Genomic DNA, 24,860 nt, shown 5'->3' with positions numbered 1-24,860 from the left:
GTGAAGCACTCCGGTTTCAATTCCTATCCTGATGTCGGGCCGGGCGGCTGTCAAATCAAGGCTTGCCGGGACTTGATTGAAGTGCATCCATCACAAGCAATTCAATGGCTTGCCTCGGGACGCCCCTGTAAAGACGTGCCATGCTGACAAGAGTTCCCCTGCGTGCGGCGGTTGGCGTCGTGACAACCCTGCTTGCGTCGTCGCTGGCCATCGCAGCCCGTGCCGACGACTCCTCGCCGTGGCAGCGCGACGGACATTCCGCGGTGCGGTTGCTCGCAGGATCGCGCAGCGGCGCGGTCCTGCTCGGCGGTATCGCGTTCCAGATCCAGCCGGGGTGGAAAACCTACTGGCGCATGCCCGGCGATTCCGGCGTCCCGCCACGGTTCGACTTCTCGAAATCAGACAATGTCGAAGCGGTGACCGTGATGTGGCCGGCGCCGCAGAAGTTCGACGACGGCGCAGGCGGCCATTCGATCGGCTATCACGACCAGATCGTGCTGCCCTTGCGCATCGTCGCCAAGGCCGCCGACAAGCCGGTGACGCTGCGCGCCGAGATCAATTACGCGGTGTGCGAGAAGCTCTGCATTCCTGTCGAGGCCAGCGCCGAGCTTGGTTTCAACAACGTCGCCTCGACCGAGGACGCCAATCTCCGTGCAGCGCTCGACACCGTGCCGAAACCCGCGAATGTCGGCGATCCCAATCCGCTCACCATCCGCGACATCAGGCGCGACGGACCCAAGAACGTGGTGGTCGACGTGGTCGTGCCTGACAGCCGCGGCGTCAATTTGTACGTGGAAGGTCCGACGCCGGATTGGTCGCTGCCGATTCCCGCGCCGGTCGAGCCCAGCCCGCCCGGCGTGAAGCGTTTCTCGTTCGAGCTCGATGGGCTGCCGCCGGGCGCCAAGCCCGACGGCGCGGCGCTGAAATTCACGCTGGTCGGGCCGGAGAAATCGTACGAATTCAATATGAATCTGGAGTAGTTGTCGTCCCGGCCTAGCGCGGGGGGTATTGCCCCGCCCAACCGAATCTTAACGAATGGTTGCTAATTCCAAAGGCTGCTGCGGCAAGCCTGCCGCGGCATGCGCGTGCGCCCCGGGGACTGTTCGAATTGGCCGTGATGGATGCAGACCCCGCAACGACCGGACCGGCCGGGCTGATCGCGCGGCTGCGGGCCAAGCTCACGGGCGGCTCGAGCGAGGCGTCGCTGACGCGGCGTCTGGCCGGCACCATCTTCATCATCCGCGTGATCAGCGCGGGCCTTGCGTATTTCTCGCAGGTCCTGCTCGCGCGCTGGATGGGCACGTCCGACTACGGCGTCTATGTCTATGTCTGGACCTGGGTGCTGCTGCTCGGCAGCATGATGGACTTCGGCATCTCCGCTTCCGCGCAAAAAATCATCCCGGAGTATCGTACCGGCGGCGAGCATGCGCTGCTGCGCGGCTTTCTCTCCGGCAGCCGCTGGCTGACCTTCGCTGTCTCCGCGCTGGTGTCGCTTGGCCTCGCCGGCATCGTCAAATTGCTGTCGCCCTGGATCAATCCGGCCGAGGTGCTGCCGCTCTATATCGGCTGCATGACGCTGCCCGCCTTCGTCGTCGCCAACACCCAGGACGGCATCGCGCGCTCGCATGACTGGATGCAGCTCGGCCTGATGCCGCAATTCATCATCCGCCAGGCCCTGATCATCGGCATCACGGCGAGCGCCTTCCTGCTCGGCTATCATCTGGGCGCGGTCGCCGCGATGGCCGCGAGCGCCGGCGCGGTGTGGATCGCCATGACCGGACAGATGGTCGTGCTGAACCGCAGGCTCGCCGATCACATCGAGCAGGGCCCCAAGGCCTACGACATCCGCGGCTGGCTCGCCGTTTCGCTGCCGATCCTGCTGGTCGAGAGCTTCTACCTGCTGCTGTCCTACACCGACGTGCTGGTGCTGCAGCAGTTCCGCCCCTCCGACGAGGTTGGCGTCTATTTCGCGGTGGTGAAGACGCTGGCGCTGGTGTCGTTCATCCACTACGCGATGTCGGCGACGACCGCGCACCGCTTTGCGGAATACAATGCGCTCGGCGACAAGGCCCGCCTGTCCGCCTATGTCGCGCACGCCATCAACTGGACGTTCTGGCCGTCGCTGGCGGCGACGATCGTTTTGCTCGCGCTCGGCAAGCCACTGCTCTGGCTGTTCGGGCCGCAATTCACCGTCGGCTACGACATCATGTTCGTCGCCGCGATTGGTCTCGTGGTCCGCTCCGCGATCGGGCCGGTGGAACGTCTGCTCAACATGCTCGGCCAGCAGAAGATCTGCGCGCTGGCCTATGCGCTGGCCTTCGTGATGAACCTGGTGCTCTGCATCGCGCTGGTGCCCCGCTACGGCGGCCACGGCGCCGCGGCCGCGACCTCGATCTCGCTTTGCTTCGAGACGGTGCTGCTGTTCTGGATCGTGCGGCAGCGGCTCGGCCTGCACGTGCTGGCGTTCGGAAAATAGGTCCAGCGTACTGCTCTTTCGGCGCTTGCCCTGGGGAACAACGGTTTCGCGCCATGCCGATGAACGCGGCAAAACTCCTGCCTGTTCACGGGCGGCAGCACGATTCTTCTTATTGCACCCAAGCAGTTGCGCCACAGGGAAAGTTCATTCTACGTCGTATTGCCCAATCGACGAGATAAACCTAAGTTTCAAAAGGCATGATTGATCCGCTCTATGTCGCCTCCGGTTTTGGCGTCGGCCTGCTTGTCGGGATGACCGGCGTGGGTGGCGGCTCGTTGATGACGCCGCTGCTGATCCTGCTGTTCGGCGTGCATCCCTCCACCGCCGTCGGGACCGACCTGCTCTATGCCGCCGCCACCAAGACCGGCGGCAGCGTCGTGCATGGCTGGTCGCGCAGCGTGCACTGGCCGGCGGTGCTGCGGCTTGCCTGCGGCAGCATTCCGGCGAGCGCGCTGACCCTGCTCGTGCTGTGGAAGCTCGACCTCAAAAGCGATTCCGAGCGCAATCTCGTCAACCTCGTGCTGTGCTTCGCACTGCTGCTGACTGCGACCTCGCTGATCTTCCGCAGGTCGATCATGGAGCGCTGTCGCCGGCGCCTCGAGCAGGTCGATGACCGCACCACCGCGATCGCGACCGTCATCACCGGCATCGTGCTCGGCGTGCTGGTCTCGATTTCATCCGTCGGCGCCGGCGCGGTCGGCGTCACCGTGCTGCTGCTGCTCTACCCGCGCCTGCCGATGGCGACCATCGTGGGCTCCGACATCGCCCATGCGGTGCCGCTGACGCTGGTCGCCGGCATCGGACATTGGGCCCTTGGCGATGTCGATTGGGCTCTCATGGGCGTGCTGCTGCTGGGCTCGCTGCCCGGCATCATCGTCGGCAGCTTCAGCGCGACACGTGTGCCGGAAACGGTACTGCGCATCGCCCTTGCCTGCGTGCTCGCCGTGGTCGCAGGCAAGATCATCTTCGCGGAGCTGAACCTGTCATCGGCGTTCGTGACGGCGCTGGCCTGGAGCCATTGAACGAAAAACGGCGGGAGCATCGCGCTCCCGCCGTTTTCGTAACCCGATCCGAAAGCCCTACTCCGCGGTCCAGCCGCCGTCGATCGAGAGGTTGGTGCCGGTGATCTGCGCGGCGTCATCGCTGCACAGGAACAGGGCGAGTGCTGCGACCTGCTCGGAGGTGACGAACTCCTTGGTCGGCTGCGCGTCGAGCAGCACGTCGTTGATGACCTGCTCGCGGGTCAGATTGCGCGCCTTCATCGTGTCGGGGATCTGCTTCTCCACCAGCGGCGTCCAGACATAGCCGGGGCTGATGCAGTTGCAGGTGATCTTGTTGGTCGCGACCTCCAGAGCCACGGTCTTGGTGAGACCGGCGATGCCGTGCTTGGCCGACACGTAGGCCGACTTGAAGGGCGAGGCGACCAGCGAATGCGCCGACGCCGTGTTGATGATGCGGCCCCAGCCCTTCTTCTTCATGCCGGGGACGGCGGCGCGAATGGCATGGAAGGCCGAAGACAGGTTGATCGCAATGATCTGGTCCCACTTTTCCGGCGGGAATTCCTCGATCGGCGAAACGAACTGGATGCCCGCATTGTTGACGAGGATGTCGACCGAGCCGAAGCTCTTCTCGCCGAGGGCAATCATCCCGGCGATTTCCGCCGGCTTGGTCATGTCGGCAGGAGAATAGACCGCCTTCACGCCGAAATCGGACTCGATCTTGGCGCGCTCCTTCTCGATGTCCTCGGGCGAGCCGAACCCGTTGATGACGACGTTGGCGCCGGCGCCGGCGAAGCCCCGCGCATAGGCGAGCCCGATGCCGCTGGTCGACCCGGTCACGACGGCATTCTTGCCTGACAGACTACCCATATTATTCGCTCCTTTTTGGCGGGGGCGCGGTGACGTCCCCCGTGAGATCGTAGGTCACCATGGTCTCGCCGGACTGCGGCCGCTCGAGCCAATCCTTGTGGCGCATCGACAGATGCACGTCGCGCACGCCGGCCTCCCAATGCTCGACCATGGCGACATGCGAGAAGTCGTAATCCTTGGACGATGATTCGTAGTTCTTGCTGCGATAGATCAGATGCACCACGGTGACGGTGCTTTCGCGCGAGATCTTGGCGAGGAATTCGACGGACGGGTCGTTCTTCAGATAATCCGGCAATTTGCCGATCAGGTCGCGCACCGCCCTGCGGGCGTTGTGCACCTGCTTGTTCTTGTCGGTGTTCATCCGCGTGCGGCTGGAGAAGCGGATGTCCTTCTCGCGCTCGGTGGCCTCGAGCAGTGAATTCGGCAGATCGCCGCGCGCGCTGAACAGATCGACCTGGAAGATCAGCATGTCGCGATCGACCTCGGCATCGAGCACGTAATCGAGCGGGGTATTGGAGGCGATGCCGCCGTCCCAATAATGCTCGCCGTCGATCACGACGGACGGAAAGCCCGGCGGCAACGCGCCCGAGGCCATGATGTGCTCGGGGCCGATCTTCTTGCCGAGCTTCCTGAACTCGTAATTGTCGAAATATTTGAAGTTGCCCGAGGTGACGCCGACCGCGCCGACCGACAGGCGCGTTTTCAGATCGTTGATGCGATCGAAATCGACCAGCCGCTCCAGCGTCTTCTTCAGCGGCGCAGTGTCGTAATAGCTTTCGGCCTGCGGGCTCCCGGGTGGCCACATCGGCGCGGGCGGAACGCGCGGCGTGAAGAAGCCGGGCACGCCGAAGGTCGCGATCAGCGCCGCGCTGGTCGAATTGAACAGTTCACGGCTATGGTCGCTCTTGCCGATCGGTTTCCACGGCACCGGCGCGGAAACCATCTCCCAGAATTCCTTTAGCCGCTTGACGCGGGTCGGGCCCTCGTTGCCGGCAATGATCGCGGCGTTGACGGCGCCGATCGAGATGCCGGCCACCCACTCGGGCTCGAAATCGAAATGGCACAGCGACTGATAGGCGCCGGCCTGATAGGAGCCGAGCGCGCCGCCGCCCTGGAGAACCAGGACGCGTTGCGCATTCGCGGGGACTGTTGCGACTTCCGGGCTATGATCGATCATGCTGGAACAATAGCAGATGGCGAGCGACCGTGGCGACAGATCGCCGCGGCGTCAATGCATCCCGGGATCAAGTCTGGCTTATCGGGGATCAGTCGAGGCCAGGATCATGGTCCAGAACACCTTGTATTTGGTGCCGGGAGCATAGCCCGCCGCTATGCCCAATTTTGTGACACCGCTCTTGAGCATGTTGGCGCGGTGCGGGGGCGAGTCGCGCCAGCCGGAAAACGCTTCCGCCAGCGTATGATAGCCGGCCGAGACGTTCTCGACCGCCACGGTGGCGGGATAGCTGCCGGCGGCCAGTCGCTTGGCCAGCGGCGCGCGCACGTCATGGTCCATCTTGTTGGCCGCCGCCATGGCCTGCGATTGGGATTCGGCGAGCCGCATCAGATCGGGGTCGACGACGACGGTGCCGAGGCCGTTGTTCTGGCGGTATTGCGAAATCATGATCGCGGCCGCCTGCGCATCGAGCTTGGAGCCCGGAACCGCCATGTCGGCATACATCGAGGGTTGCTGGACCGGCGCTTCATTGCCGGCGCAGCCGGCAAGCAGCAAAGTGATGAGAATTGCGGCCGCAGCGCGCATGGTCGGAAGCCCCCAAATGAGGGGCCGTTGTTGCATACCAACCGTGGCTGAAAGGTGAATTTTGAAGAAAATTCGACCCAACGTGGCAGCTCAGGCGCCCGCAAAGATCCGGTAGCGGCGGGGCTCCAGGCCGATCGTGTCGCCGGCGCGCAGTTGCCGGCCGCGGGGGGCGTCGATCTCGATGGTCTCCCCGCCCGACAGCGCGACCTCGGCAACGGAGTTTTCGCGTTTTGAGCGATCTCGGGATCGCGCGGCCGGTAGAAGTTGCGCGCCGCGATCTCCTGGCCTGCCTTGGTATACCAATATTGCAGGTCGGCATCGGCCAGCAAACCCGTCACGAGGAGTCCTGCAGCGAGCGGACCGATACGACGTATCTTGTCCATCTCCGTTCACTTCGAGGACTTGGAGTCAGCGAAGACATGCAGGCATAACTCGGGTCGAAACGCGCTCGAGTCAACGGAACCGGATTTTCTTGTTCGCGGCGCGGCAGCGCAACTTTGCTACGAAGTCTTCATCGTGTGGATGCCGCATTCCGTCTTGGCCCGGCCGCGCCAGCGACCTGCGCGCTCGTCTTCGCCCTCGGTCGTTCTGCTCGTGCAAGGCATACACCCAACCGAGCGAAAACCGGACGCCGCAAGTGGATGACGCGGCAATTTGGCGCGGACGAAAAGAGCCTCGAGTTCCTCGCGCGAGACGTTGGCGAAAGGGTTGAACTTCAACCGCGCGCCGTCGTCCTCGACGACCGGAATGTCGGCGCGCGCATTGCCTTGAAAACGCTTGCGGCCGTTGAGCCACGCATCGAACGGCTTCAGCGCGCGCGCCAGCGGCTCCACCTTGCGGATGCGGCAGCAAGCGTCGGGATCGGAGAACCAGAGATCGCGGTCGGGATCGTCGCGCGACAGCGTCTCCTCTGCCGGCTTGATCGAGCGGACGTCCTTCAGGCCCAGCGTCGCGATCAGCGTATCGCGATAGGCCAGCGTTTCCTCGAACAGCCAGCCGGTGTCGAGGAAGATCACCGGGATCGCAGGATCGACGTCGGCCATGACCTTCAGCAGCGTCGCCGATTCCGTGCCGAAGGACGACACCAGCGCCAGCTTGTCGCGCCCGACCGTCTTCAGCGCAGCAGCGATGATTTCGGCGGGCGAGGCATCGCGCAGGGCACGATCGAGCTCATCCGCCGAGGGCAGCGCAGAGACGGATGTCGACGAAACCGGAGGTGCGATCGCGTTCATGTGCCGACACCTTCGGAGTGACGCAGTTGCATGCGCCGGTGCAGCGCGGTGATGCGGCCGTCGCCGGTCGGCTGATAGAACACCGAATAGCGCTTGGCGGTCTGCATGAAGGCTTCCGCATCGGCCTGCTTCTTGACCTCGAAGGAATCGAAGCCGGCGCGCAGCATGAACACGAACTGATCGCGCAGCACCTGACCGGTGGCACGCAAGTCGCCGCGATAATTGTAACGCTCGCGCAGCAGCCGCGCCTGGCTGTAGGCACGCCCGTCGCGGAAGGTCGGGAACACCAGCGCGACGACGGCGATCTTGCCGAGATAGGGCACCAGCTCGGCGATGTCGCGATTGTTCGGCCAGATCACGCCGACCTTGCCGGCCCGCTCGAGCAATGCATCCGCCTCGCCGACGAAACGTTCGGCCGGCACCAGAATGTCGCCGCCCTCGGGCAGCGGCGTGTCGACGGCGAGCTTGACGAAGCTGTCGTCGGCGATCTTTCCGCCGTTAACGAGTGGCATAGACGCGCTCCTTGAAGGGTTCGACGCCGAGGCGCTTCACCGTGTCCATGAACAGCTCTTCGGGCCGCTCGCGCAGCGCCAGATAAGCTTCCACGATGTCCTCGACGACGTCGGCGACCTCGTCGAACTTGACGCCGGGACCGATCAGATTGCCGAGCGCGGCACTCTCGTCGGCGCGGCCTCCGATGGTGATCTGGTAGACCTCCTCGCCGTTCTTCTCGACGCCGAGAATGCCGATATGGCCGACATGGTGATGGCCGCAGGCGTTGATGCAGCCTGAGATGTTGATGTGCAGCCGGCCGATCAGATTGGCCAGCTCGTGGTTGGCGAAGCGCCGCGTCAGCTCCTGCGCGATCGGGATCGAGCGCGCATTCGCCAGCGAGCAGTAATCCAGTCCCGGGCAGGCGATGATGTCGGTGATCAGATTGACGTTCGGCGTCGCCAGCCCGAGCTTGTCGAGCGCCTTCCACAGCGCCGGCAGGTCGCGCTTGGCGACGTGCGGCAGTGCGAGGTTCTGCTCGTGGCCGACGCGAATCTCACCGAAGGAATATTTGTCGGCGAGATCGGCGAGCGCGTCCATCTGCTCGGCGGTGGCATCGCCCGGAGGCGCCCCGATCGGCTTCAGGGAGATCGTGACGATGGAATATCCCGGGTTCTTGTGCGGGGCGACCGAGTTCTTGCGCCATGCCTCGAAATCCGGATCGGCCGCGGCCTGGCGCAGCTCGTCGGGATTGTGCGGCAGCTTCTCGTAAGAGGGATAGGTGAAGCGCGAGCGGATGTCCTCGATCACCTCGTCGTCGATCTGGAGCGAGGAGTTGCGGATGTGCTGCCACTCCTCCTCGACCTCGCGCGAAAATTTTTCGATGCCGAGCTCGTGCACCAGGATCTTGATGCGCGCCTTGTAGATGTTGTCGCGGCGGCCGTACTGGTTGTAAACTCGCAGGATCGCCTCGATATAGCTGAGAATATCGCGGCCATGGACGAAATGCTTGATCGTCTTGCCGATGAACGGCGTGCGGCCGAGACCGCCGCCGACCAGCACTTCGAAGCCGGTCTCGCCCTTCTCGTTCTTGATCAGCTTCAGCCCGATGTCGTGGATCTTGATCGCGGCGCGGTCGTGGTCCGACGCAGTGATCGCGATCTTGAACTTGCGCGGCAGGAACGAGAATTCCGGATGCAGCGTGGTGTGCTGACGGATCAGCTCCGACCAGATGCGGGGATCCTCGATCTCGCCGGGCGCAACGCCGGCCCACTGGTCCGACGTGACGTTGCGCATGTTGTTGCCGGAGGTCTGCATCGCATGGATGCCGACCTCGGCGAGATCGGCCAGCGCGTCCGGCAGTTCGGCGAGCTTGATCCAGTTGAACTGGATGTTCTGCCGCGTGGTGAAATGGCCGTAACCGCGGTCGTATTTGCGCGCGACGTGGGCGAGCGCCCGCAACTGGTTCGACGCCAGCGTCCCGTAGGGAATCGCGACGCGGAACATGTAGGCGTGCAGTTGCAGATAGACGCCGTTCTGGAGCCGCAGGATCTTGAACTCGTCCTCGGTGAGCTCGCCCGAGAGACGGCGCTTCACCTGGTCGCGGAACTCCGAAACGCGCTCGTTGACGAGCGTGCGGTCGATTTCGTCGTAAGCGTACATAAGAGAATGCCTTAAACCTGGGCCGGCTGTCCGATGGTCACACCGGTGCGGCGGATCTGTTCGCGCAGATTGCCGGGTTCGATCTTGCCGTCCGCGCCGACCTGCACCGGTGCGATATAGGGACCGATCGCGCCGACGTCATCGGCGACCGACTCGGCAAGCAACGCTTTCGCCTCGTCGGAGTTGCGCACGATCGCGGCTTCCGAGAGCTCCGCGGACCAGCTCCTGGCGGCGGTACGGTACACCACGATGCCGTCCCAGGTGCGGTTGGCGGTCACGACCGAGGGGCCGGCGATCTTGATCTTCTTCTGTTCGAGTGGGGAGGTCATTCGGCTGCATCCAATAGGTCAGAGATGATTTGCTTCGGGGTTTTCTCGGAAGTTTCGCGGCGAAGCGAACCGGCATGCCGGACCACGTCGCCGATGATGAGAATGGCGGGACCACCATGGGTCCGGCGCACGAGCTCGGGCAGGTCGCGAAGCGTGCCGATCGCGCCTTGCGCATCGGGGCGCGTGACGCGGGCGAACACGCCGACCGGCGTCTCCGGCGAACGGCCGGCGGCAAAAAGGCCGGCGCGGATGGCGGGGGCAGCCGTCATGCCCATGTAGACCACGACGGTCATTCTGGAGTCGTTCAGCGTCGACCAGTCGACGACTTCGGCGTCGCGCGCCTTGTGCGCGGTGAGGAATGTGATGCGGGTCGCTTCATGGCGGTAGGTGAGCGGCACCTCGAAATCAGCGGCGCCGCCGAGACCTGCGGTGATGCCGGGAATGATCGAATAGGCGACACCCGCTGCGCGCAGCGCTTCGACTTCTTCGCCGCCGCGCCCGAACACGAAGGGATCGCCGCCCTTCAGCCGCACCACGCGCTGGCCGGATTGCGCGGCCTCGATCATGCGCTTGTTGATGGCGTCCTGGCCGATGCCGGGCTTGCCGACGCGGCGGCCGACCGCAACGCGCGTGGTGTCGCGGCGGATGCGGTCGAGAATCTCAGGCGAGACCAGCTCGTCGTGGAAGACGATGTCGGCATCCTGGAGCGCGCGCAGCGCCTTGATGGTGAGCAGATCCGGATCGCCGGGCCCGGCGCCGACCAGCGCGACGGCGCCTTCCGGCTTGCCGGCACGCGCGAACGCAGACGGATCGGCAATCGCCTTGAGCGCGGCATCCGCCTCACCCTTGCGGCCGGCGAGCACGGAAGCGCCGATCGGGCCGTCGATGACGCGCTCCCAGAAGCGGCGGCGCAGCGGAAACTCGGCAATGCGCTCGTTGATGGATTTGCGAAAGCCGCCGATGAACTCGGCGAGTTCGCCGATGCGCGCCGGCAGCAGCGCCTCGATCTTTTCGCGCACGCGCCGCGCCACCACCGGCGAGGTGCCGCCGGTGCCGACCGCGACCACGACATCGCCGCGATCGACGATCGCCGGGAAGATGAAGCTGGAATGTTCGAGATCGTCCATGACGTTGACGGGCAGGCCGAGCGCCTTGGCGCGGACTGACATCGCAACGCCGACATCGCCGGCGCCGGCGCAGACGACGGCGATGACGCCCGAGAGATCGGCGGTCAGCGGATCGGCGGCCGCGATGTCGATGCGCGCGGCATCGTCAGGACCGAGGCCCAGATCGTGATTGCCGTCGATCGCATGCACGCGGATGCGCGCACCGGCGGCGGCGAGCACGCGCAGCTTGGCACGCAGAAGCTCGCCCGCGCCGATGAGGACCACCGGACCGGCCTTGAGATCGAGAAACACCGGCAAGAACCGCATGCGATACTCGCTTCCCCCACATCCGGGGTTGACTGGAATTATTTTCTATATATGTGTCGTTTCGAGCGCGCAAAGAGAAAATTTTTTCTTCTCTCTCGCATCGCAACTATAGAATTTTCGCCTCCAAACGCAAAGTGGCAGAGATGCATCTTCTCAAGGACAATCCCGCTGCTCGCGGACTGAGCAGCCCGGCCCCGGCCGAGCGCGCGCACGCGCAAGAATTTTCTGCTGACCTTGCCCCGAGCATGGACCATCTCGACCAGCTCGAGGCCCAGAGCATCTACATCTTCCGCGAGGCTTTTGCCCGCTTGAAGAAGATCGCCCTGCTGTGGTCGCTCGGCAAGGACTCCAACGTCATGATCTGGCTGGCGCGCAAGGCGTTCTTCGGCCGTCTGCCGTTCCCGGCCCTCCATGTCGACACCGGCAAGAAGTTTCCGGAGATGTATCGCTTCCGCGACCATTACGGGAAGGAATGGGATCTCGACCTGCGCGTCGAGCCCTGCCCGCCCATCGATGCCGTCGACCCAACGCTGCCGCCGGCCGCCCGTTCCGCCGCGCGCAAGACCGAGGGCCTCAAGATGGCGCTCAGCAAATACGGCTTCGACGGCCTGATCGCCGGCATCCGCCGCGACGAGGAAGCGACCCGCGCCAAGGAGCGCGTGTTCTCGCCGCGCGGGCTCGAAGGCAATTGGGACGTACGCGACCAGCCGCCGGAATTCTGGGACCATTTCAACGCCTCGCCGCCGCAGGGTGCGCATTTGCGCATCCATCCGATCCTGCATTGGACCGAGGCCGACATCTGGGCCTACACCAAGCGCGAGAATATCCCGATCATCCCGCTGTATCTCGCCAAGGACGGCAAGCGCTATCGCTCGCTGGGTGATCAGGACATCACCAATCCGGTCGCTTCAACCGCATCGACCATCGACGAGATCCTGATCGAGCTCGAACAGACCAAGGTCCCGGAGCGTGCCGGCCGCGCGCTCGACCACGAGACCGAGGACGCTTTCGAGCGCCTCCGCGTCGCCGGCTATCTCTGATCAAGGACGCAATGCGGCTATGAACATGATCGTCACCCCCGCTTCGCCTGCCACCCCGAACGGCACCACGCGTCCCCAGGTCCGGATCGTCATCGTCGGCCATGTCGACCACGGCAAGTCGACGCTGGTCGGGCGCCTCCTGCACGAGACCGGCAGCCTGCCCGACGGCAAGCTCGAAATGCTCAAGGCGGTCAGCGCCCGGCGCGGTATGCCGTTCGAATGGTCGTTCCTGCTCGATGCGCTCCAGACCGAGCGCGACCAGGGCATCACCATCGACACCACGCAGATCCGCTTCCGCACCAATTCACGCGACATCGTGCTGATCGACGCGCCCGGCCACGCCGAATTCCTGCGCAACATGATCACCGGCGCCTCGCAGGCCGACGGTGCGGTGCTGATCATCGACGCGCTCGAAGGCGTGCGCGACCAGACAAGGCGGCACGGCTATCTGCTGCATCTTCTGGGCGTGAAGCAGGTCGCGATCGTCGTCAACAAGATGGACCGCGTCGATTTCTCCGCCGCGCGATTCAAGGAGATCAGCGACGAGATTTCCGCGCATTTGCAGGGACTCGGCGTGAAGCCCACGGCAGTGATCCCGATCTCGGCCCGCGACGGCGACGGTGTCGCCGAGCGCACCGAACGTATCGGCTGGTACAACGGACCGACGGTGGTCGAGGCGCTGGACCGGCTCGAGCCGGCGCGGCCGCTGGAAGCGCTGGCGCTGCGGCTGCCGGTGCAGGCGATCTACAAATTCGACGACCGCCGCATCGTCGCGGGCCGCATCGAATCCGGCAGCCTCACCGCCGGCGACGAGATCGTGATCATGCCGGCCGGCAAGATCGCCAAGATCAAGACGGTCGAGAGCTGGCCGGTGACGCCGGTCGCTGGACGTCAGGGTGCGGGCCGCTCGGTCGGCATCACGCTCGACCGCGAGCTGTTCGTCGAGCGCGGCGACATCATCGCCCATGCCAGCGCCGCCCCGCGCGAGACGCGCCGGCTGCGCGCGCGGATCTTCTGGCTGCACGACAAGCCGCTCGCCAAGGGGGATCAGCTTCTGGTTCGCTGCGGGCCGAAAGAAAGTCGCGCCACCGTAGTCGCGATCGAGAAGGCGGTCGATCCCGGCGAGCTGTCGAGCGTCGAGAACAAGGCGATCGGCCGCAACCATGTCGGCGAGATCGACATTTCCCTGTCCAATCCGATCGCAACTGATCCCTACACCGAGAATCCGCGCACCGGCCGCCTCGTGATCGAGGTCTCCGGCCGTATCGCCGGCGGCGGCCTGGTGCTGTCGGTCGACGCCGGCCAGCGCGCCGTGCCGGTCGACATCGTGCCGGTGGAATCCGCGCTGCGGCTGGATGAGCGCTCCGCGCGCTATCAGCACAACGGCGCCGTGGTCTGGCTCACGGGCCTGCCCGCCTCCGGCAAATCGACGCTGGCCAAGGCGCTGGAGCGCCGGCTTTTCACCAATGGCGGCTCGCCGATCCTGCTTGACGGCGACACGCTGCGCGCCGGGCTCAACAGCGATCTCGGCTTCTCCGCCGCCGACCGCAGCGAGAACATCCGTCGTCTTGCCGAAGTCGCGACGCATCTGGCCCGCAACGGCCACGTCGCCATCGTCGCCGCCGTCTCGCCGGCCCGCGAGGATCGTGCCACCGCGCGCCGCATCGCCGACACCGCGTTCCGCGAGATCCACGTGGCAACGCCGGCCGAAATCTGCGAGGAGCGCGATCCCAAGGGCCACTACAAGAAGGCCCGCGCCGGCGCGCTGGCTTCGTTCACCGGCATCGGCAACGACTACGAGGCGCCGCAGGCCGCCGAACTCGTGATCGACACGTCGTCGCGGACGGTCGCCGAGGCGGCGGACGAGATCGAACAGATGCTGAAGACCACCGGCGTACTGTTCGACGAGGTCGTGGACCTCGCCGCCAATATTTGAGGGGGCGCAAGCTCCCTCGATCGACATCGCGCATTCTCCGCACGCTCAACTGCGTTCCCTCCCCCCTTGCGGGGCAGGGCTATCGCATATGAAGAAAAGCGTGGCGGGCAGCTTGCCTGCGGCCCATCCTTCGAGACGCCCGCCTACGGCGGGCCCTCAGGATGAGGTGGCGTTCTGCGGTGAGGTATCAGACCCTCATGGTGAGGAGCCCGCCAAAGCGGGTGTCTCGAACCATGCGGGCCGAGCTCTTTCGGAAACCTCTCGCTGTCATAGGCGATAGCCCTGACCCTGCGGGGGAGGGAGCCGAGTGTGCTCAGCCGCATTCACCGTGCGCAAACTGCAGGCAGCGCGGGTCCGGCCTCCCCCTTCTTGACATTTTGACAGGCGTCGGGGGCCTTCTCACGGCCCCGATTTTGGGGCTAATAGGGCCGAAAGCCGCTCCCAGTGGGCGCATTTTGCTGCTGTCGGGTCAAAAGCAGCCAAAAACAGCCATTTCAAACAAGAAAGACCATCATGAAACGCGTCGACGCCCACGGATTGAAGATCGCTCCCGTCCTGTTCGATTTCATCGCCAAGGAAGCGGCCCCGAAAACGGGGATCGCGCCGGATGCGTTCTGGGCCGGACTCGCCGCCATCATCAAGGAGCTGGGGCCGAAGAACAGGTCGCTGCTCGCATTCCGCGACACGCTGCAGGCCAAGATCGACGACTGGCACCGCGCCAACAAGGGCAAGGCGTTCGACCTCAACGCCTACACCGCCTTCCTGAAGGAGATCGGCTATCTCGTCCCTGAACCTGCGACGCAGAAGGTCGAGACCGCCAATGTGGACGAGGAGATCGGCAAGATCTGCGGCCCGCAGCTCGTCGTGCCCCTCACCAATGCGCGCTATGCACTGAACGCTGCGAATGCGCGCTGGGGTTCGCTCTACGACGCCTTCTACGGCACCGACGCGATCGCGCACGATCCTTCCGAGAGCGGCAAGGGTTACAACAAGGCGCGCGGCGACAAGGTGATCGCCAAGGCCAAGGCATTCCTCGATGCCGCCGTGCCGCTCGCGACCGGCAGCCACACCGACGTCACCGCCTACAGTATCGTCGCGGGCCAGCTCGCGGTGAAACTCAAGAGCGGCAACGCCACCGCGCTGAAGAACGCCGCACAATTCGCCGGCTTTCAGGGCGAAGCGGCCGCGCCGAGCGCGGTGCTGCTCGCCAATAACGGCCTGCATGTCGAAGTGAAGATCGACCGCAGCAGCACGATCGGCAAGGACGATCCGGCCGGCGTCGCCGACATGATCATGGAATCGGCGGTCTCCACCATCCTCGACATGGAGGACTCGGTCGCCGCCGTCGATGCCGAAGACAAGGTGTTGGTCTACCGCAACACGCTCGGCCTGATGAACGGCACGCTGTCGGCCGATTTCGAGAAGGGCGGCAAGACGCTGACGCGCGCGCTCAACGCCGACCGCAGCTACAAGACGCCGGACGGCAAAAGCGAGGTCAAGCTGCACGGCCGCAGCCTGCTGCTGATGCGCAATTGCGGTCACCACATGTTCACCGACGCGGTGCTGGACGAAGCCGGCGAGGAGATTCCGGAAGGCCTGCTCGATGCCGCCGTCTCGGGCCTGCTTGCGATCCACGACCTCAAGGGCAACTCGAAGACCAAGAACAGCCGCACGGGATCGGCCTATATCGTCAAGCCGAAGATGCACGGCCCGGACGAGGTGTCGCTGACCTGCGAGATCTTCGACCGTGTCGAGAAGATGCTGGGCCTGCCCGAGAACACGCTCAAGGTCGGCATCATGGACGAGGAGCGGCGCACCACCGTCAACCTCAAGGCCTGCATCCAGCGCGCCTCCAAGCGCATCATGTTCATCAACACCGGCTTCCTCGACCGCACCGGCGACGAGATCCACACCTCGATGGAAGCCGGTCCCATGATCCGCAAGAACGAGATGAAGGCGCAGGCCTGGATCAAGGCCTACGAGGACTGGAACGTCGACATGGGCCTGACCTGTGGCCTGCCCGGCCATGCCCAGATCGGCAAGGGCATGTGGGCCGCGCCCGACAAGATGGCGGACATGCTGCAACAGAAGCTCGCTCATCCGCAGGCCGGCGCCACCACCGCCTGGGTGCCCTCGCCGACCGCGGCGACGCTGCACGCCCTGCACTATCACCAGGTCAACGTCACCGCGCGCCAAGAGGAGCTGACCAAGGGCGGGCCGCGGGCGAAACTGTCGGACATCCTCACCATTCCGGTGTCGAAGTCGAACTGGGCGCCCGATGACGTCAAGCAGGAGATCGACAACAACTGCCAGGGCATTCTGGGCTATGTCGTGCGCTGGATCGACCAGGGCGTCGGTTGCTCCAAGGTGCCCGACATCCACGATGTCGGCCTGATGGAAGACCGTGCCACTTTGCGCATCTCCAGCCAGCACCTCGCCAACTGGCTGCACCAGGGCGTCATCACCGAAGCGCAGGTGATGGAATCGCTCAAGCGCATGGCGGTCGTCGTCGACAAGCAGAACGCCGGCGATGCCATCTACAAGCCGATGGCGCCAGCCTTCGACGGCGTCGCTTTCAAGGCCGCCTGCGACCTTATCTTCAAGGGCCGCGAGCAGCCGAACGGCTACACCGAATACATCCTGACCGCCCGCCGCCGCGAGGCCAAGGCAGCGGGTTAAGCCCGGATACGCAAACACCAAAAGCCCCGGCTCACGCCGGGGCTTTTTTGTTTGGGGACCCTAAGCCCCGCTAAAACACTGCGAGATATTTCAGCAGCGACACGATGCCGATGATGATGACGACAACGCGCGCGATCTGCTTGGCGCGGCCGTCCATCGGCAACATGTTGATGAGATAGAGCACGAGAATGACGACGAGAAAGGTGACGAGTACGCCGACCAGCATCGCGAGGCCCCCTTCAGGCAGATTGCTAACGATATCCTAACGCCTATCTCGCGCGCCGGTTCCATTCGGGCAACCCATTGCAACTTTTGGTAAATACGTACTTCTACCGGCAGCCCAACTGTCTAAAACTTTACCCTTTTCCTTTCAGATGCAGAAACCGTTTGGCCCCCCGAGGGGCAACGGCATGCGATTGCCGATCTGCCGCGCCCCCGCTTGTCGATGTTGCCGGGCGTCTTCACGAACTTTGCAATGGGAATTTGGGGGACTTCGATGCTGAATCGTCTGACCGTATCCGTGCTGCTGAAGGCGGTGATCGCGATTACGTCGATCTGCGTGGTGATCGCGCTCTCGCTGACGGCCCATGAGTCGTGGGATCGCCTCCAGACTGCCAATCGCATCTCGCGGATCGCGGACGCCTCCGCCGATCTGTTCAAGGCGATGCACAATCTGCGCACCGATCGCTCGACCACCAACCGCCTGCTGAACGCGACCGTGCCCATGGATGGCGAGATCGAGAAATATCTGCGCTCGATCCGGGACGCCCAGATGCCGGCGATGGCACGCGCGGTCGAGCTGCTGCCGACCATGGACTTTCCGCAGTCCGGCACGCTGGTGCCGGAGCTCGCGCGCCTCTTCAAATTGCTGACCGAGGAGCAGAAGCAGTTCTGGGAGGACGTCGCCAAGCCCAAGGACCAGCGCCGCGCAGGCCTGCCGAAGGAGTATATGGAGACGACGCAGGGCCTGCTGGACACACTGGACAAGCTCTCGAACGTCCTGGCCGCCACCGTCAACCACCAGGATGCGGCGATCGATCAGCTGCTGTCGATCAAGCAGAGCGCCTGGCTGTTGCGCAATACCGGGGGCGAAGCGTCGCTGATCATCTCGACCGGACTCAACGCCGGCCGTATGGCGCCGGAGGCCCGCCTCGCCTATACCCAATTCGTCGGCGGAACCGCCGCAATGTGGAAGGCGCTGGAATTGTCGGCGTCGGGCATGCAGCTCCCGCCCGCACTGTCGTCCGCCCTGGCGACGGTCAAGACCGCCTATTTCGATCCGCAATATCTGGCGCTCCGTGATCGCCTCGCCGATACGCTTGCCAAGGGTGAGAAGGCCGAGATGACGGCGAACCAATGGACACCGGTGACGGTGGGCCGTCTGGCCGCCGCGGTTGCCGTCGCCGAAACCGCGCTCGACGCCGCCAAGAGCCATACGCTGGAACAGCGCGACGCAGCTCAACGCGCACTCGTCATGCAGCTCGCACTTCTGGCGCTCGCCATCGGCCTTGCCGTCGGCGCGATCATGCTGGTCAGCCGCCGCGTCATCACTCCGCTCAACACCATCCGTGACGCCATGCTGAAGGTCGCCGGCGGCGACCTTGCCGTCGACAGCGGCTATCTCGACCGCAACGACGAGATCGGCGCGCTCGCAGGCGCGCTGGAGACCTTCAAGCAGCAGGCGACCGACAAGCTCAAGATCGAAGAGCACGAGCGCGAGCGCAATGCGGACGCCGTCGCGCGCCAGCGCGCGGTCGAAGCCTATGTCGGCGAATTCGAGGGCGCGGTGCGCAAGACGCTGGGCGAATTGAGCGAGGCTTCCGGCGAGATGCGCAAGACCTCGGGCGACCTGTCCGCGGTATCGCGCCAGACCAACGACCGCGTCCAGGTCGCCGGCAAGGCCTCCAACGACGCCTCCATGAGCGTCGACAGCGTCGCCGCCGCCGCCGAAGAGCTCTCGGCTTCAATCAACGACATCAGCCAGCAGGCCGCGCATGCCGCGGGCATCGCCGGCCGCGCCGTCACGCAGGCAAGCGAGACCGACGGCACCGTGCAGGGCCTGGCGAAGTCCGCCGGGCGCATCGGCGAGGTGGTCGGCCTGATCAACACCATCGCACAGCAGACCAATCTGCTCGCGCTCAACGCCACGATCGAAGCGGCGCGCGCCGGCGAAGCCGGCCGCGGCTTTGCCGTGGTCGCCTCCGAGGTGAAGTCGCTGGCGAGCCAGACCGCGAAGGCGACCGAGGAAATCTCAGAGCAGATCGCCGACATCCAGAAGGTCGCGGGCGAGGCCATCAACGCGATCCAGACCATCGGCGGCATCATCGGCGAGGTCAACGAGGTCGCGACCGCGATTGCCGCCGCCGTGCAGGAGCAGGGCGCGGCGACCCAGGAGATCACCCGCAGCACGCAGTTTGCGGCGCAGGGCACCAAGAACGTCTCGGACAACATCACCGGCGTCAAAGCCGATGCGGACGCTGCCGCCGCTGCCGCCGACAACGTGAAGAGCGCCTCGGAGATGCTGGACAGCCAGAGCCGCCAGCTCGGCCATGAGGTCAGCGACTTCCTCGGCAAGATCCGCGCGGCGTAGGGCTGCGTCAGCGACACGCTCGGCGTCGTCCTGGCTTTCGCCTGGCGAAAGCCAGGACCCATAACCACCATCCTCTGCAAGAGGTAGGCTGGTGGTTAGCGGCGTCGCGCCACATCGGCATTGGGGGTAACTGGTCCTGGCTTTCGCCCGGACGACGGTGGGGCCTACTCCTTCGCCACCACCGGCACCTGGCGGAATCTTGCGCGCACCGAATCCGGCAGCGGGGAGAAGTTCATTGCGACGCCGCGGCTGGCGTTGGCATTGCGGCTGGCGACCACTAGGCCGTCGGAGCCCGCGACGATGTCACCCTTGCGCAAGGTGGGATCGGCGTCGATCTTGACCTGGGCGAGCCCGGCCGGATCCTTGCCGTTGCAGGTGCAGCCCGCCACGATCTCGTTGCGATACCGGAAGGCGTTCGGCAGGTCGGAGTAGGATTTTCCCTTGTCCGTCGTGGCGTCGTCGATATCGCTGCCATAGACCAGTGAGGTTTCGGAAGCGGGGCAGAAGCTCTTGCAGGACTGCGCCTTGCTCTCGGCATCATTCCCCTGCGCCGGGAAATAACGCCCGTCGCAGCCGCGCACGCAATAGGCCGTGCCGCCGCCATAGGAGGTCCGCTGCCGCGGCGTGTCGTAACGCGGCATGTCATCGGTCGGGAACGGCATGCGGATCTCCGGCGCCGGCCGCCCGCGGAAGCCGCCGAACAGCGCCGAGAAAAAGTCCTCCGCATGCGCCGGCGGCGTCAGCGCGAAGCCGAAGGAGGCGACGGCGAGGAACGCCGCCGCGCCGCCGGCCAGTCTGCCGATCGAACGTCTCTTCATGTGACCTCACTCAACTCTCAGTTCACGGCCGACGTCGAAATGTTCAGGGCCTGCCGGCCCGAGGGCAGCGTCGTCACCGGCGAGCGCTTGCGCACGGGATCGCTGCCTTTCGCCATCAGCGGGGCGTTCTTCGGGAGCACCACGACCTTGGCGCCGACACTGACGCGGCTGAACAGGTCGGTGACGTCCTCGTTGGTCATGCGGATGCAGCCGGACGAGACGAACTTGCCGATCGTGGTGGGATCGTTGGTGCCGTGGATGCGGTATTCGCTCGAACCGAGATACATCGCACGCGCGCCGAGCGGATTACCGGGGCCGCCTGCGACGAAGCGCGGCAGATAGGGCTGGCGCGCGATCATCTCGGCCGGCGGATGCCAGTCCGGCCATTCCGCCTTGCGGCTGACGCTCTGCACACCCGACCAGGTGAAGCCCTCGCGGCCGACGCCGACGCCATAGCGAATGGCGCGTCCCTGGCCGAGCACGTAGTAGAGATAGGTGTTGTTGGTATCGATGACGATGGTGCCGGCGGGCTCGCTCCGGTCGAAGCTGACGATCTGCTTGCGCAGGCGATCGGGAAGCGCGGCATCCTCGTCGGGCGCCTGCGATTCCTGACTTGCATAGCCTTGGCTTGCATAACCTTGGCTTGAATAGCCCTGGCTTGAATAGCCCTGATCCTGCGGATAGGCCTGTGGCGAATAGGCTTGAGGCTGCATCGGCATATAGCCGAGGGTCTGCGCGCTTGCGGCGCCGAAAGGCACGGCCAGCAAGGCGGTTGCGAACGCGAGAGCGGAGATGCGGCGCGGCGAAAAGCGGCGTCGGACTGCAGAGAACTTCGTCATGGGCTGCCCCGTAGGATGCCTGCATCAGGGTGATGCGCTTTCCATCAAACGCGGCCGAGCCGCTACAAGTTCCGCCGCGGGATGCGGCAGCCGCGTCACAGTCAAGCGATCGTCCCTTCACGAAGCCGCGATGGAACCGGAGCCGCGCTCGCACGTTCCTTAGGCGTCGATGGGCGCCGACCGTAGTTTCCGTGCCGGAGAAGCATTGTGCGCGTCCTCCCCAGTGAACGTCCCATTCCCGGCAATGGCGAGGGCACTCCGCTTCCCGAGAGATCGGGCGAACTTCCGCCGGTGATACGCCGCACCGAATTCGTCGCATTCGCGCTGGCCGGGCTGCTCCTCATCGCAATCGTCACGGTGCTCTATCTCGGAAGGGCGTTCTTTCTGCCGGTGGTGATGGCCTTCGTTACCGGCACGATGCTCTCGCCGGCGGCGACCTTCCTGGAGAAGCGGAAAGTGCCGCGAGGGCTCGCCGCCGCGCTGATCGTGATCGCGGTGACCACCCTGGTCGGCTTCGTCGTCGCGCTGATCGCCTCGCCTGCGATGGAATGGAGCTCGCGCCTGCCCGAACTCGGCGCGAAGTTGAAGGACAAGCTGCACGTGTTCGACCGGCCGCTGGCGCTGTGGCGGGAGCTGCAGGCGATGCTCGGCGGCTCGGAGGGTTTGCCCAGCCTTCAAATGCCGAAATTCGAGTGGGTGCAGCCGACGATCGAATTCCTGTCACCGACCTTTACCGAATTCCTGCTGTTTTTCGTTACCCTGATCCTGTTCATCGCCAGCTGGCGCGATCTGCGGCGGGCGATGATCATGACCTTCGGCGATCATGACGCACGGCTGCGCACCCTGCGCATCCTCAACGAGATCGAAGTCCATCTCGGCAACTACCTCTTGACCGTGACCCTCATCAATGTCGGCGTCGGCGTCGCCGCCGGCATTGTCTGCGCACTCACCGGCATGCCCAATCCGGCCGGCCTCGGCGCCCTCGCGGCCACCCTCAATTTCATTCCGATCATCGGACCGGTCGCAATGTTCGTCATTCTGGTCGTGGTGGGACTTGTCACCTTCCCGACCGTCAGCGGCGGCCTGATGGCGGCGCTCGCCTTCGGCGGCCTTACCTTCCTGGAGGGACATTTCGTCACGCCGACCATCATCGGCCGGCGGCTGGAGCTCAACGCGCTCGCCGTGCTGCTCGCGCTGGCGTTCTGGACCTGGCTGTGGGGCCCGATGGGCGCGTTTCTATCGTCGCCGCTGCTGATCGTCGCCCTGATCCTGAAGGAGCATCTGCTGCCGCAGGATTCGCCGCAGCTTCCGCAGGACTGACTGGTTTCCGCGAACGGAACTTACCCGACGACGAAACGTTTTCCGGCTATCTCAGCCGTCAACAGCTCGGAGCTCCTGATGTCCACGACCAATGCCGAAGCCGGGATGAGAGATTGGACCGACAAAGCCACCAGAGAACGCCTCGAGAAGGATGTAGCAGCCGTGAAAAGCGATATCGCCGCCCTCACCGATCAGATCACCGACGCGCTCAATACTTTTGCCAACTCCTCCAGCAAGCAGGCCCGCCGCGGCTACCGCCAGGCGCGCGAAAACGTGGATTCCGCGATCGACGACGTGTCGGAGCGCGGCAGCGCGATGATGGACGCGGCACAGGAGGCCTACGGCTCGATCGAGGAGACGCTGGAGGACGCGATCACGCAGCGGCCGCTCGCGACCGTCGGGCTTGCGCTCGGAATTGGATTCCTGATCGGCGCGGTCTGGCGCCGCTGAGGTCGCAAATCGATTTCGAGACGGCGGCGCTGCGGCGCCGCCGGGGCTCGGTTGCGACGACCAGGCTTGTGGGGATTTGAGGAGCAAGGCCATGTTTCAGCGCATCATCGACGGGATCAGCGCATCTACCGGCACAACCGTGCGGCTGACCTCGCTCGCTGCGGGCGCGGCGTTCGCTCTCTTCATCACCACATGCTTTCTATGCGCAGCGGCCTTCATCTCGGTGCTGGAAAAATATGGTCCGGTGCAGGCCTGCCTCGCCGGTGCCGGCGTCTTCTTTCTCCTGACCCTGACCGCGGCGCTGAGTTATTGGGCTTACAAGCGTCAGTTGCGCAAGCAAGCTCACATCGCGGCCGAGCGCGCCGCGAAGTCGGCGGCACAGAGCATGCTCGCGGACCCGATGCTGCTCGCAACGGGACTCCAGATCGCTCGCGCCATCGGGGTCAAGCGGCTGCTGCCGATCCTGGCGATCGGCGGCGTCGCCCTGGGAATCATGGCCAGCCGCGCCGGCGTACCCGACGAGACGTCGGCTGAACCCGCCGAGTAGCGGTCAGAGCGCGTTTGAAAATTGCGCCGCAGCGTCGAATAAGCGGGTTCGTGCAAGTTTGGGGGTGGGCCTGCGCAATTTTTCGCCACCGGGGACAAATCCGGCCCTGCTCACGCAAACGCTACTCGGATAGGCAGGTGGTTGTCGGTAAAAGCATCACCCTGATTCCCAAAGCTATTTTACTCAATGAAACCGTCCGTCAAGGCGAACCTCGCCGCATTCCATCACGACGCCAGGCTGTATTTGACGCTCGGCATCGCCAACTGGTCGGTGTTCGTCGATCACATCCCGAACAACGTCGTCAACCTGCTGACGCTGCGCAATTTCGGCTTCAGCGGGGCAGCCGATCTGTTCGTGTTCGTGGTGGGCTATGGCGTCGCGATCATCCACGGCAGGATGGCGCTGGAGCGCGGCTATGTCGTCGCGGCAACGCGAATCTTCCGCCGCGTCTGGCGGCTCTACGCCGCCTATGTCGTGCTGTTCGTGATCTATATCGACACCATCGCCTATGTCGCCTCGCAATCGATGGCGCCCGAGATCATCCACGAATACAACATCTCCGGCATTCTCGACCACCCGCTGCGCACCCTGGTCCGCGGCCTCGTGTTGCAGGAAGAACCGCTGAACCTCGACCTGCTGCAGCTGATGATCCCGCTGATGGCTTTCTTTCCGTTTGCGCTGTGGGGGCTGTTGCGGTGGCCGAACCTGACGCTCGGCGCATCGGTCGCGCTGTATCTTGCCGCGCGCTGGTTCGACTGGAATTTCCGGGTCTATCCGGACCAGGAATGGACCTTCAATCCGCTGTGCTGGCAGATGCTGATGGTGCTGGGCGGCTGGTTCGCCGTGACGGGCGCGCCCGGGCGGGCGCTGCGCGGCATGTCCTGGCTGCGGATCCTCGCTGGGAGCTATCTCGTATTCGCGATGGCGTTCACCTTGATGCGGCATTCGCCGACGTTGTCGGTTTATCTGCCGGACGTCGTCCTCGACAGCATCGCGCCGACCGACAAGGAAAACCTCGCGCCCTACCGCATCGTCCACTTCCTCGCGCTCGCCTTCCTTGCGACCCATCTCATTCCGGCCGATCATCCCGGCCTGCAATTGAAGCCGCTTCAGGCGGTGATCACTTGCGGCGAAGAATGGCTCGCCGTCTTTTGCGCCGCCGTTTTCCTGTCCTTCGCCGGGCATCTCATCCTGATCACAGGCCCGAACCTGGTGGTGATGCAGATCGCGGTGAGCATCGCTGGCTTCGCCGCGATGACTGCGGTCGCCTATTACATCGCCTGGTCCAGACGGCAGGACCTGCCTGCGGCGCTGCGGCAGCAGGCATAGCTCACATAATCGTGCGATTCTGCTAGGCCGAAGGCTGTGGCTGCGCTATTCCGAGTGACTC

Annotated in this window: 22 protein-coding genes and 1 pseudogene; 11 read left to right on the top strand and 12 right to left on the bottom strand. The window is 64.7% G+C overall.

The window, feature by feature from the left end; all coding sequences use genetic code 11:
* The first annotated feature begins 140 nt into the window (after positions 1-140).
* The 3 genes from OC450_RS16385 (at position 141) to OC450_RS16375 (ending at position 3,498) form a co-directional block, all read left to right on the top strand.
* Positions 141-980: a protein-disulfide reductase DsbD domain-containing protein gene (locus OC450_RS16385; protein ID WP_211382107.1), complete on the top strand. Its 840-nt coding sequence runs from the start codon at positions 141-143 to the stop codon at positions 978-980.
* 128 nt (positions 981-1,108) lie between these two features.
* On the top strand, positions 1,109-2,476 hold the full coding sequence (locus tag OC450_RS16380) for an oligosaccharide flippase family protein (RefSeq protein WP_372702953.1): 1,368 nt from the start codon (positions 1,109-1,111) through the stop codon (positions 2,474-2,476).
* A 197-nt stretch (positions 2,477-2,673) separates the two neighbouring features.
* On the top strand, positions 2,674-3,498 hold the full coding sequence (locus tag OC450_RS16375) for a sulfite exporter TauE/SafE family protein (RefSeq protein WP_211382105.1): 825 nt from the start codon (positions 2,674-2,676) through the stop codon (positions 3,496-3,498).
* A 57-nt stretch (positions 3,499-3,555) separates the two neighbouring features.
* On the opposite strand, the gene OC450_RS16370 is transcribed toward OC450_RS16375, so the two are convergent.
* From OC450_RS16370 to cysG, 9 genes and pseudogenes are all read right to left on the bottom strand, one after another.
* A complete protein-coding gene (locus tag OC450_RS16370; protein ID WP_211382104.1) occupies positions 3,556-4,344 on the bottom strand; it encodes a 3-hydroxybutyrate dehydrogenase in 789 nt (262 codons plus the stop codon).
* Between the two features lies 1 nt (position 4,345).
* Complete coding sequence (locus tag OC450_RS16365) at positions 4,346-5,521, bottom strand: DUF3734 domain-containing protein (protein ID WP_211382103.1); 1,176 nt, start codon at positions 5,519-5,521, stop codon at positions 4,346-4,348.
* 78 nt (positions 5,522-5,599) lie between these two features.
* Positions 5,600-6,103 carry a CAP domain-containing protein gene (locus tag OC450_RS16360; protein WP_211382102.1) on the bottom strand — a complete coding sequence of 168 codons (504 nt, stop codon included), beginning with the start codon at positions 6,101-6,103 and terminating at the stop codon, positions 5,600-5,602.
* A gap of 90 nt (positions 6,104-6,193) precedes the next feature.
* Positions 6,194-6,426, bottom strand: a pseudogene (locus OC450_RS34440) (hypothetical protein); the annotation flags it as partial.
* Positions 6,427-6,603: 177 nt separating this feature from the next.
* Positions 6,604-7,335: a phosphoadenylyl-sulfate reductase gene (locus tag OC450_RS16350; RefSeq protein ID WP_256805653.1), complete on the bottom strand. Its 732-nt coding sequence runs from the start codon at positions 7,333-7,335 to the stop codon at positions 6,604-6,606.
* Complete coding sequence (locus OC450_RS16345) at positions 7,332-7,847, bottom strand: DUF934 domain-containing protein (protein WP_211382100.1); 516 nt, start codon at positions 7,845-7,847, stop codon at positions 7,332-7,334. The genes OC450_RS16350 and OC450_RS16345 overlap by 4 nt, the downstream gene beginning before the upstream one ends.
* Complete coding sequence (locus OC450_RS16340) at positions 7,834-9,489, bottom strand: nitrite/sulfite reductase (RefSeq protein ID WP_256805652.1); 1,656 nt, start codon at positions 9,487-9,489, stop codon at positions 7,834-7,836. Before OC450_RS16340 ends, OC450_RS16345 begins: the two co-directional genes overlap by 14 nt.
* An 11-nt stretch (positions 9,490-9,500) precedes the next feature.
* Complete coding sequence (locus OC450_RS16335; protein WP_211382098.1) at positions 9,501-9,818, bottom strand: DUF2849 domain-containing protein; 318 nt, start codon at positions 9,816-9,818, stop codon at positions 9,501-9,503.
* Positions 9,815-11,251: a siroheme synthase CysG gene (cysG, locus tag OC450_RS16330; RefSeq protein WP_262048269.1), complete on the bottom strand. Its 1,437-nt coding sequence runs from the start codon at positions 11,249-11,251 to the stop codon at positions 9,815-9,817. The genes OC450_RS16335 and cysG overlap by 4 nt, the downstream gene beginning before the upstream one ends.
* Positions 11,252-11,496: 245 nt before the next feature.
* Between cysG and cysD the strand changes: the two genes are divergently transcribed.
* The 3 genes from cysD (at position 11,497) to OC450_RS16315 (ending at position 16,906) form a co-directional block, all read left to right on the top strand.
* Complete coding sequence (gene cysD / locus OC450_RS16325) at positions 11,497-12,291, top strand: sulfate adenylyltransferase subunit CysD (RefSeq protein WP_211382096.1); 795 nt, start codon at positions 11,497-11,499, stop codon at positions 12,289-12,291.
* A gap of 19 nt (positions 12,292-12,310) precedes the next feature.
* Positions 12,311-14,227, top strand: coding sequence for an adenylyl-sulfate kinase (gene cysC, locus OC450_RS16320; protein WP_211382095.1), 1,917 nt, complete (start codon positions 12,311-12,313; stop codon positions 14,225-14,227).
* 513 nt (positions 14,228-14,740) lie between these two features.
* A complete protein-coding gene (locus OC450_RS16315) occupies positions 14,741-16,906 on the top strand; it encodes a malate synthase G (protein ID WP_211382094.1) in 2,166 nt (721 codons plus the stop codon).
* A gap of 70 nt (positions 16,907-16,976) precedes the next feature.
* Here the strand turns inward: OC450_RS16315 and OC450_RS16310 are convergent, their stop codons facing one another.
* A complete protein-coding gene (locus tag OC450_RS16310; protein ID WP_007599832.1) occupies positions 16,977-17,132 on the bottom strand; it encodes a Thivi_2564 family membrane protein in 156 nt (51 codons plus the stop codon).
* A 270-nt stretch (positions 17,133-17,402) separates the two neighbouring features.
* Between OC450_RS16310 and OC450_RS16305 the strand changes: the two genes are divergently transcribed.
* Entirely contained in the window at positions 17,403-19,496 is a 2,094-nt protein-coding gene (locus OC450_RS16305) for a methyl-accepting chemotaxis protein (protein WP_262048268.1), read from the top strand.
* Positions 19,497-19,660: 164 nt separating this feature from the next.
* Here OC450_RS16305 and OC450_RS16300 read toward each other — a convergent pair whose 3' ends face one another.
* Complete coding sequence (locus tag OC450_RS16300; RefSeq protein ID WP_262048267.1) at positions 19,661-20,314, bottom strand: DUF2865 domain-containing protein; 654 nt, start codon at positions 20,312-20,314, stop codon at positions 19,661-19,663.
* A gap of 17 nt (positions 20,315-20,331) precedes the next feature.
* On the bottom strand, positions 20,332-21,153 hold the full coding sequence (locus OC450_RS16295; RefSeq protein WP_262048266.1) for a L,D-transpeptidase: 822 nt from the start codon (positions 21,151-21,153) through the stop codon (positions 20,332-20,334).
* Between the two features lie 207 nt (positions 21,154-21,360).
* On the opposite strand from OC450_RS16295, the gene OC450_RS16290 reads away from it, so the two are divergent.
* The 4 genes from OC450_RS16290 (at position 21,361) to OC450_RS16275 (ending at position 24,799) form a co-directional block, all read left to right on the top strand.
* Positions 21,361-22,473 carry an AI-2E family transporter gene (locus OC450_RS16290; protein ID WP_262048265.1) on the top strand — a complete coding sequence of 371 codons (1,113 nt, stop codon included), beginning with the start codon at positions 21,361-21,363 and terminating at the stop codon, positions 22,471-22,473.
* A 78-nt stretch (positions 22,474-22,551) separates the two neighbouring features.
* Positions 22,552-22,923 (top strand): YqjD family protein, encoded by a 372-nt coding sequence (locus OC450_RS16285; RefSeq protein WP_211382089.1) that lies wholly within the window; start codon positions 22,552-22,554, stop codon positions 22,921-22,923.
* Between the two features lie 91 nt (positions 22,924-23,014).
* Positions 23,015-23,470, top strand: a complete 456-nt coding sequence (locus OC450_RS16280) for a hypothetical protein (protein WP_211382088.1) — start codon at positions 23,015-23,017, stop codon at positions 23,468-23,470.
* 186 nt (positions 23,471-23,656) lie between these two features.
* Positions 23,657-24,799, top strand: a complete 1,143-nt coding sequence (locus OC450_RS16275) for an OpgC domain-containing protein (RefSeq protein WP_211382087.1) — start codon at positions 23,657-23,659, stop codon at positions 24,797-24,799.
* Positions 24,800-24,860 lie beyond the last annotated feature (61 nt).

This window comes from Bradyrhizobium sp. Bra78, from assembly GCF_024519855.1.
GTDB classification, from domain to species: Bacteria; Pseudomonadota; Alphaproteobacteria; order Rhizobiales; family Xanthobacteraceae; genus Bradyrhizobium; species Bradyrhizobium japonicum_G.
Note: the sequence above shows the minus strand (reverse complement) of the source record. Positions and strands in the feature narration are given on the sequence as shown.

Bases quoted from the DNA above. Each gene is read 5' to 3' on its own strand.
- OC450_RS16385 (WP_211382107.1), top strand. From the start codon at position 141: ATGCTGACAAGAGTTCCCCTGCGTGCGGCGGTTGGCGTCGTGACAACC.
- OC450_RS16375 (WP_211382105.1), top strand. From the start codon at position 2,674: ATGATTGATCCGCTCTATGTCGCCTCCGGTTTTGGCGTCGGCCTGCTT.
- OC450_RS16370 (WP_211382104.1), bottom strand. From the start codon at position 4,344: ATGGGTAGTCTGTCAGGCAAGAATGCCGTCGTGACCGGGTCGACCAGC.
- OC450_RS16365 (WP_211382103.1), bottom strand. From the start codon at position 5,521: ATGATCGATCATAGCCCGGAAGTCGCAACAGTCCCCGCGAATGCGCAA.
- OC450_RS16360 (WP_211382102.1), bottom strand. From the start codon at position 6,103: ATGCGCGCTGCGGCCGCAATTCTCATCACTTTGCTGCTTGCCGGCTGC.
- OC450_RS16350 (WP_256805653.1), bottom strand. From the start codon at position 7,335: ATGAACGCGATCGCACCTCCGGTTTCGTCGACATCCGTCTCTGCGCTG.
- OC450_RS16345 (WP_211382100.1), bottom strand. From the start codon at position 7,847: ATGCCACTCGTTAACGGCGGAAAGATCGCCGACGACAGCTTCGTCAAG.
- OC450_RS16340 (WP_256805652.1), bottom strand. From the start codon at position 9,489: ATGTACGCTTACGACGAAATCGACCGCACGCTCGTCAACGAGCGCGTT.
- OC450_RS16335 (WP_211382098.1), bottom strand. From the start codon at position 9,818: ATGACCTCCCCACTCGAACAGAAGAAGATCAAGATCGCCGGCCCCTCG.
- cysG (WP_262048269.1), bottom strand. From the start codon at position 11,251: ATGCGGTTCTTGCCGGTGTTTCTCGATCTCAAGGCCGGTCCGGTGGTC.
- cysD (WP_211382096.1), top strand. From the start codon at position 11,497: ATGGACCATCTCGACCAGCTCGAGGCCCAGAGCATCTACATCTTCCGC.
- cysC (WP_211382095.1), top strand. From the start codon at position 12,311: ATGAACATGATCGTCACCCCCGCTTCGCCTGCCACCCCGAACGGCACC.
- OC450_RS16315 (WP_211382094.1), top strand. From the start codon at position 14,741: ATGAAACGCGTCGACGCCCACGGATTGAAGATCGCTCCCGTCCTGTTC.
- OC450_RS16310 (WP_007599832.1), bottom strand. From the start codon at position 17,132: ATGCTGGTCGGCGTACTCGTCACCTTTCTCGTCGTCATTCTCGTGCTC.
- OC450_RS16305 (WP_262048268.1), top strand. From the start codon at position 17,403: ATGCTGAATCGTCTGACCGTATCCGTGCTGCTGAAGGCGGTGATCGCG.
- OC450_RS16300 (WP_262048267.1), bottom strand. From the start codon at position 20,314: ATGAAGAGACGTTCGATCGGCAGACTGGCCGGCGGCGCGGCGGCGTTC.
- OC450_RS16295 (WP_262048266.1), bottom strand. From the start codon at position 21,153: ATGACGAAGTTCTCTGCAGTCCGACGCCGCTTTTCGCCGCGCCGCATC.
- OC450_RS16285 (WP_211382089.1), top strand. From the start codon at position 22,552: ATGTCCACGACCAATGCCGAAGCCGGGATGAGAGATTGGACCGACAAA.
- OC450_RS16280 (WP_211382088.1), top strand. From the start codon at position 23,015: ATGTTTCAGCGCATCATCGACGGGATCAGCGCATCTACCGGCACAACC.
- OC450_RS16275 (WP_211382087.1), top strand. From the start codon at position 23,657: ATGAAACCGTCCGTCAAGGCGAACCTCGCCGCATTCCATCACGACGCC.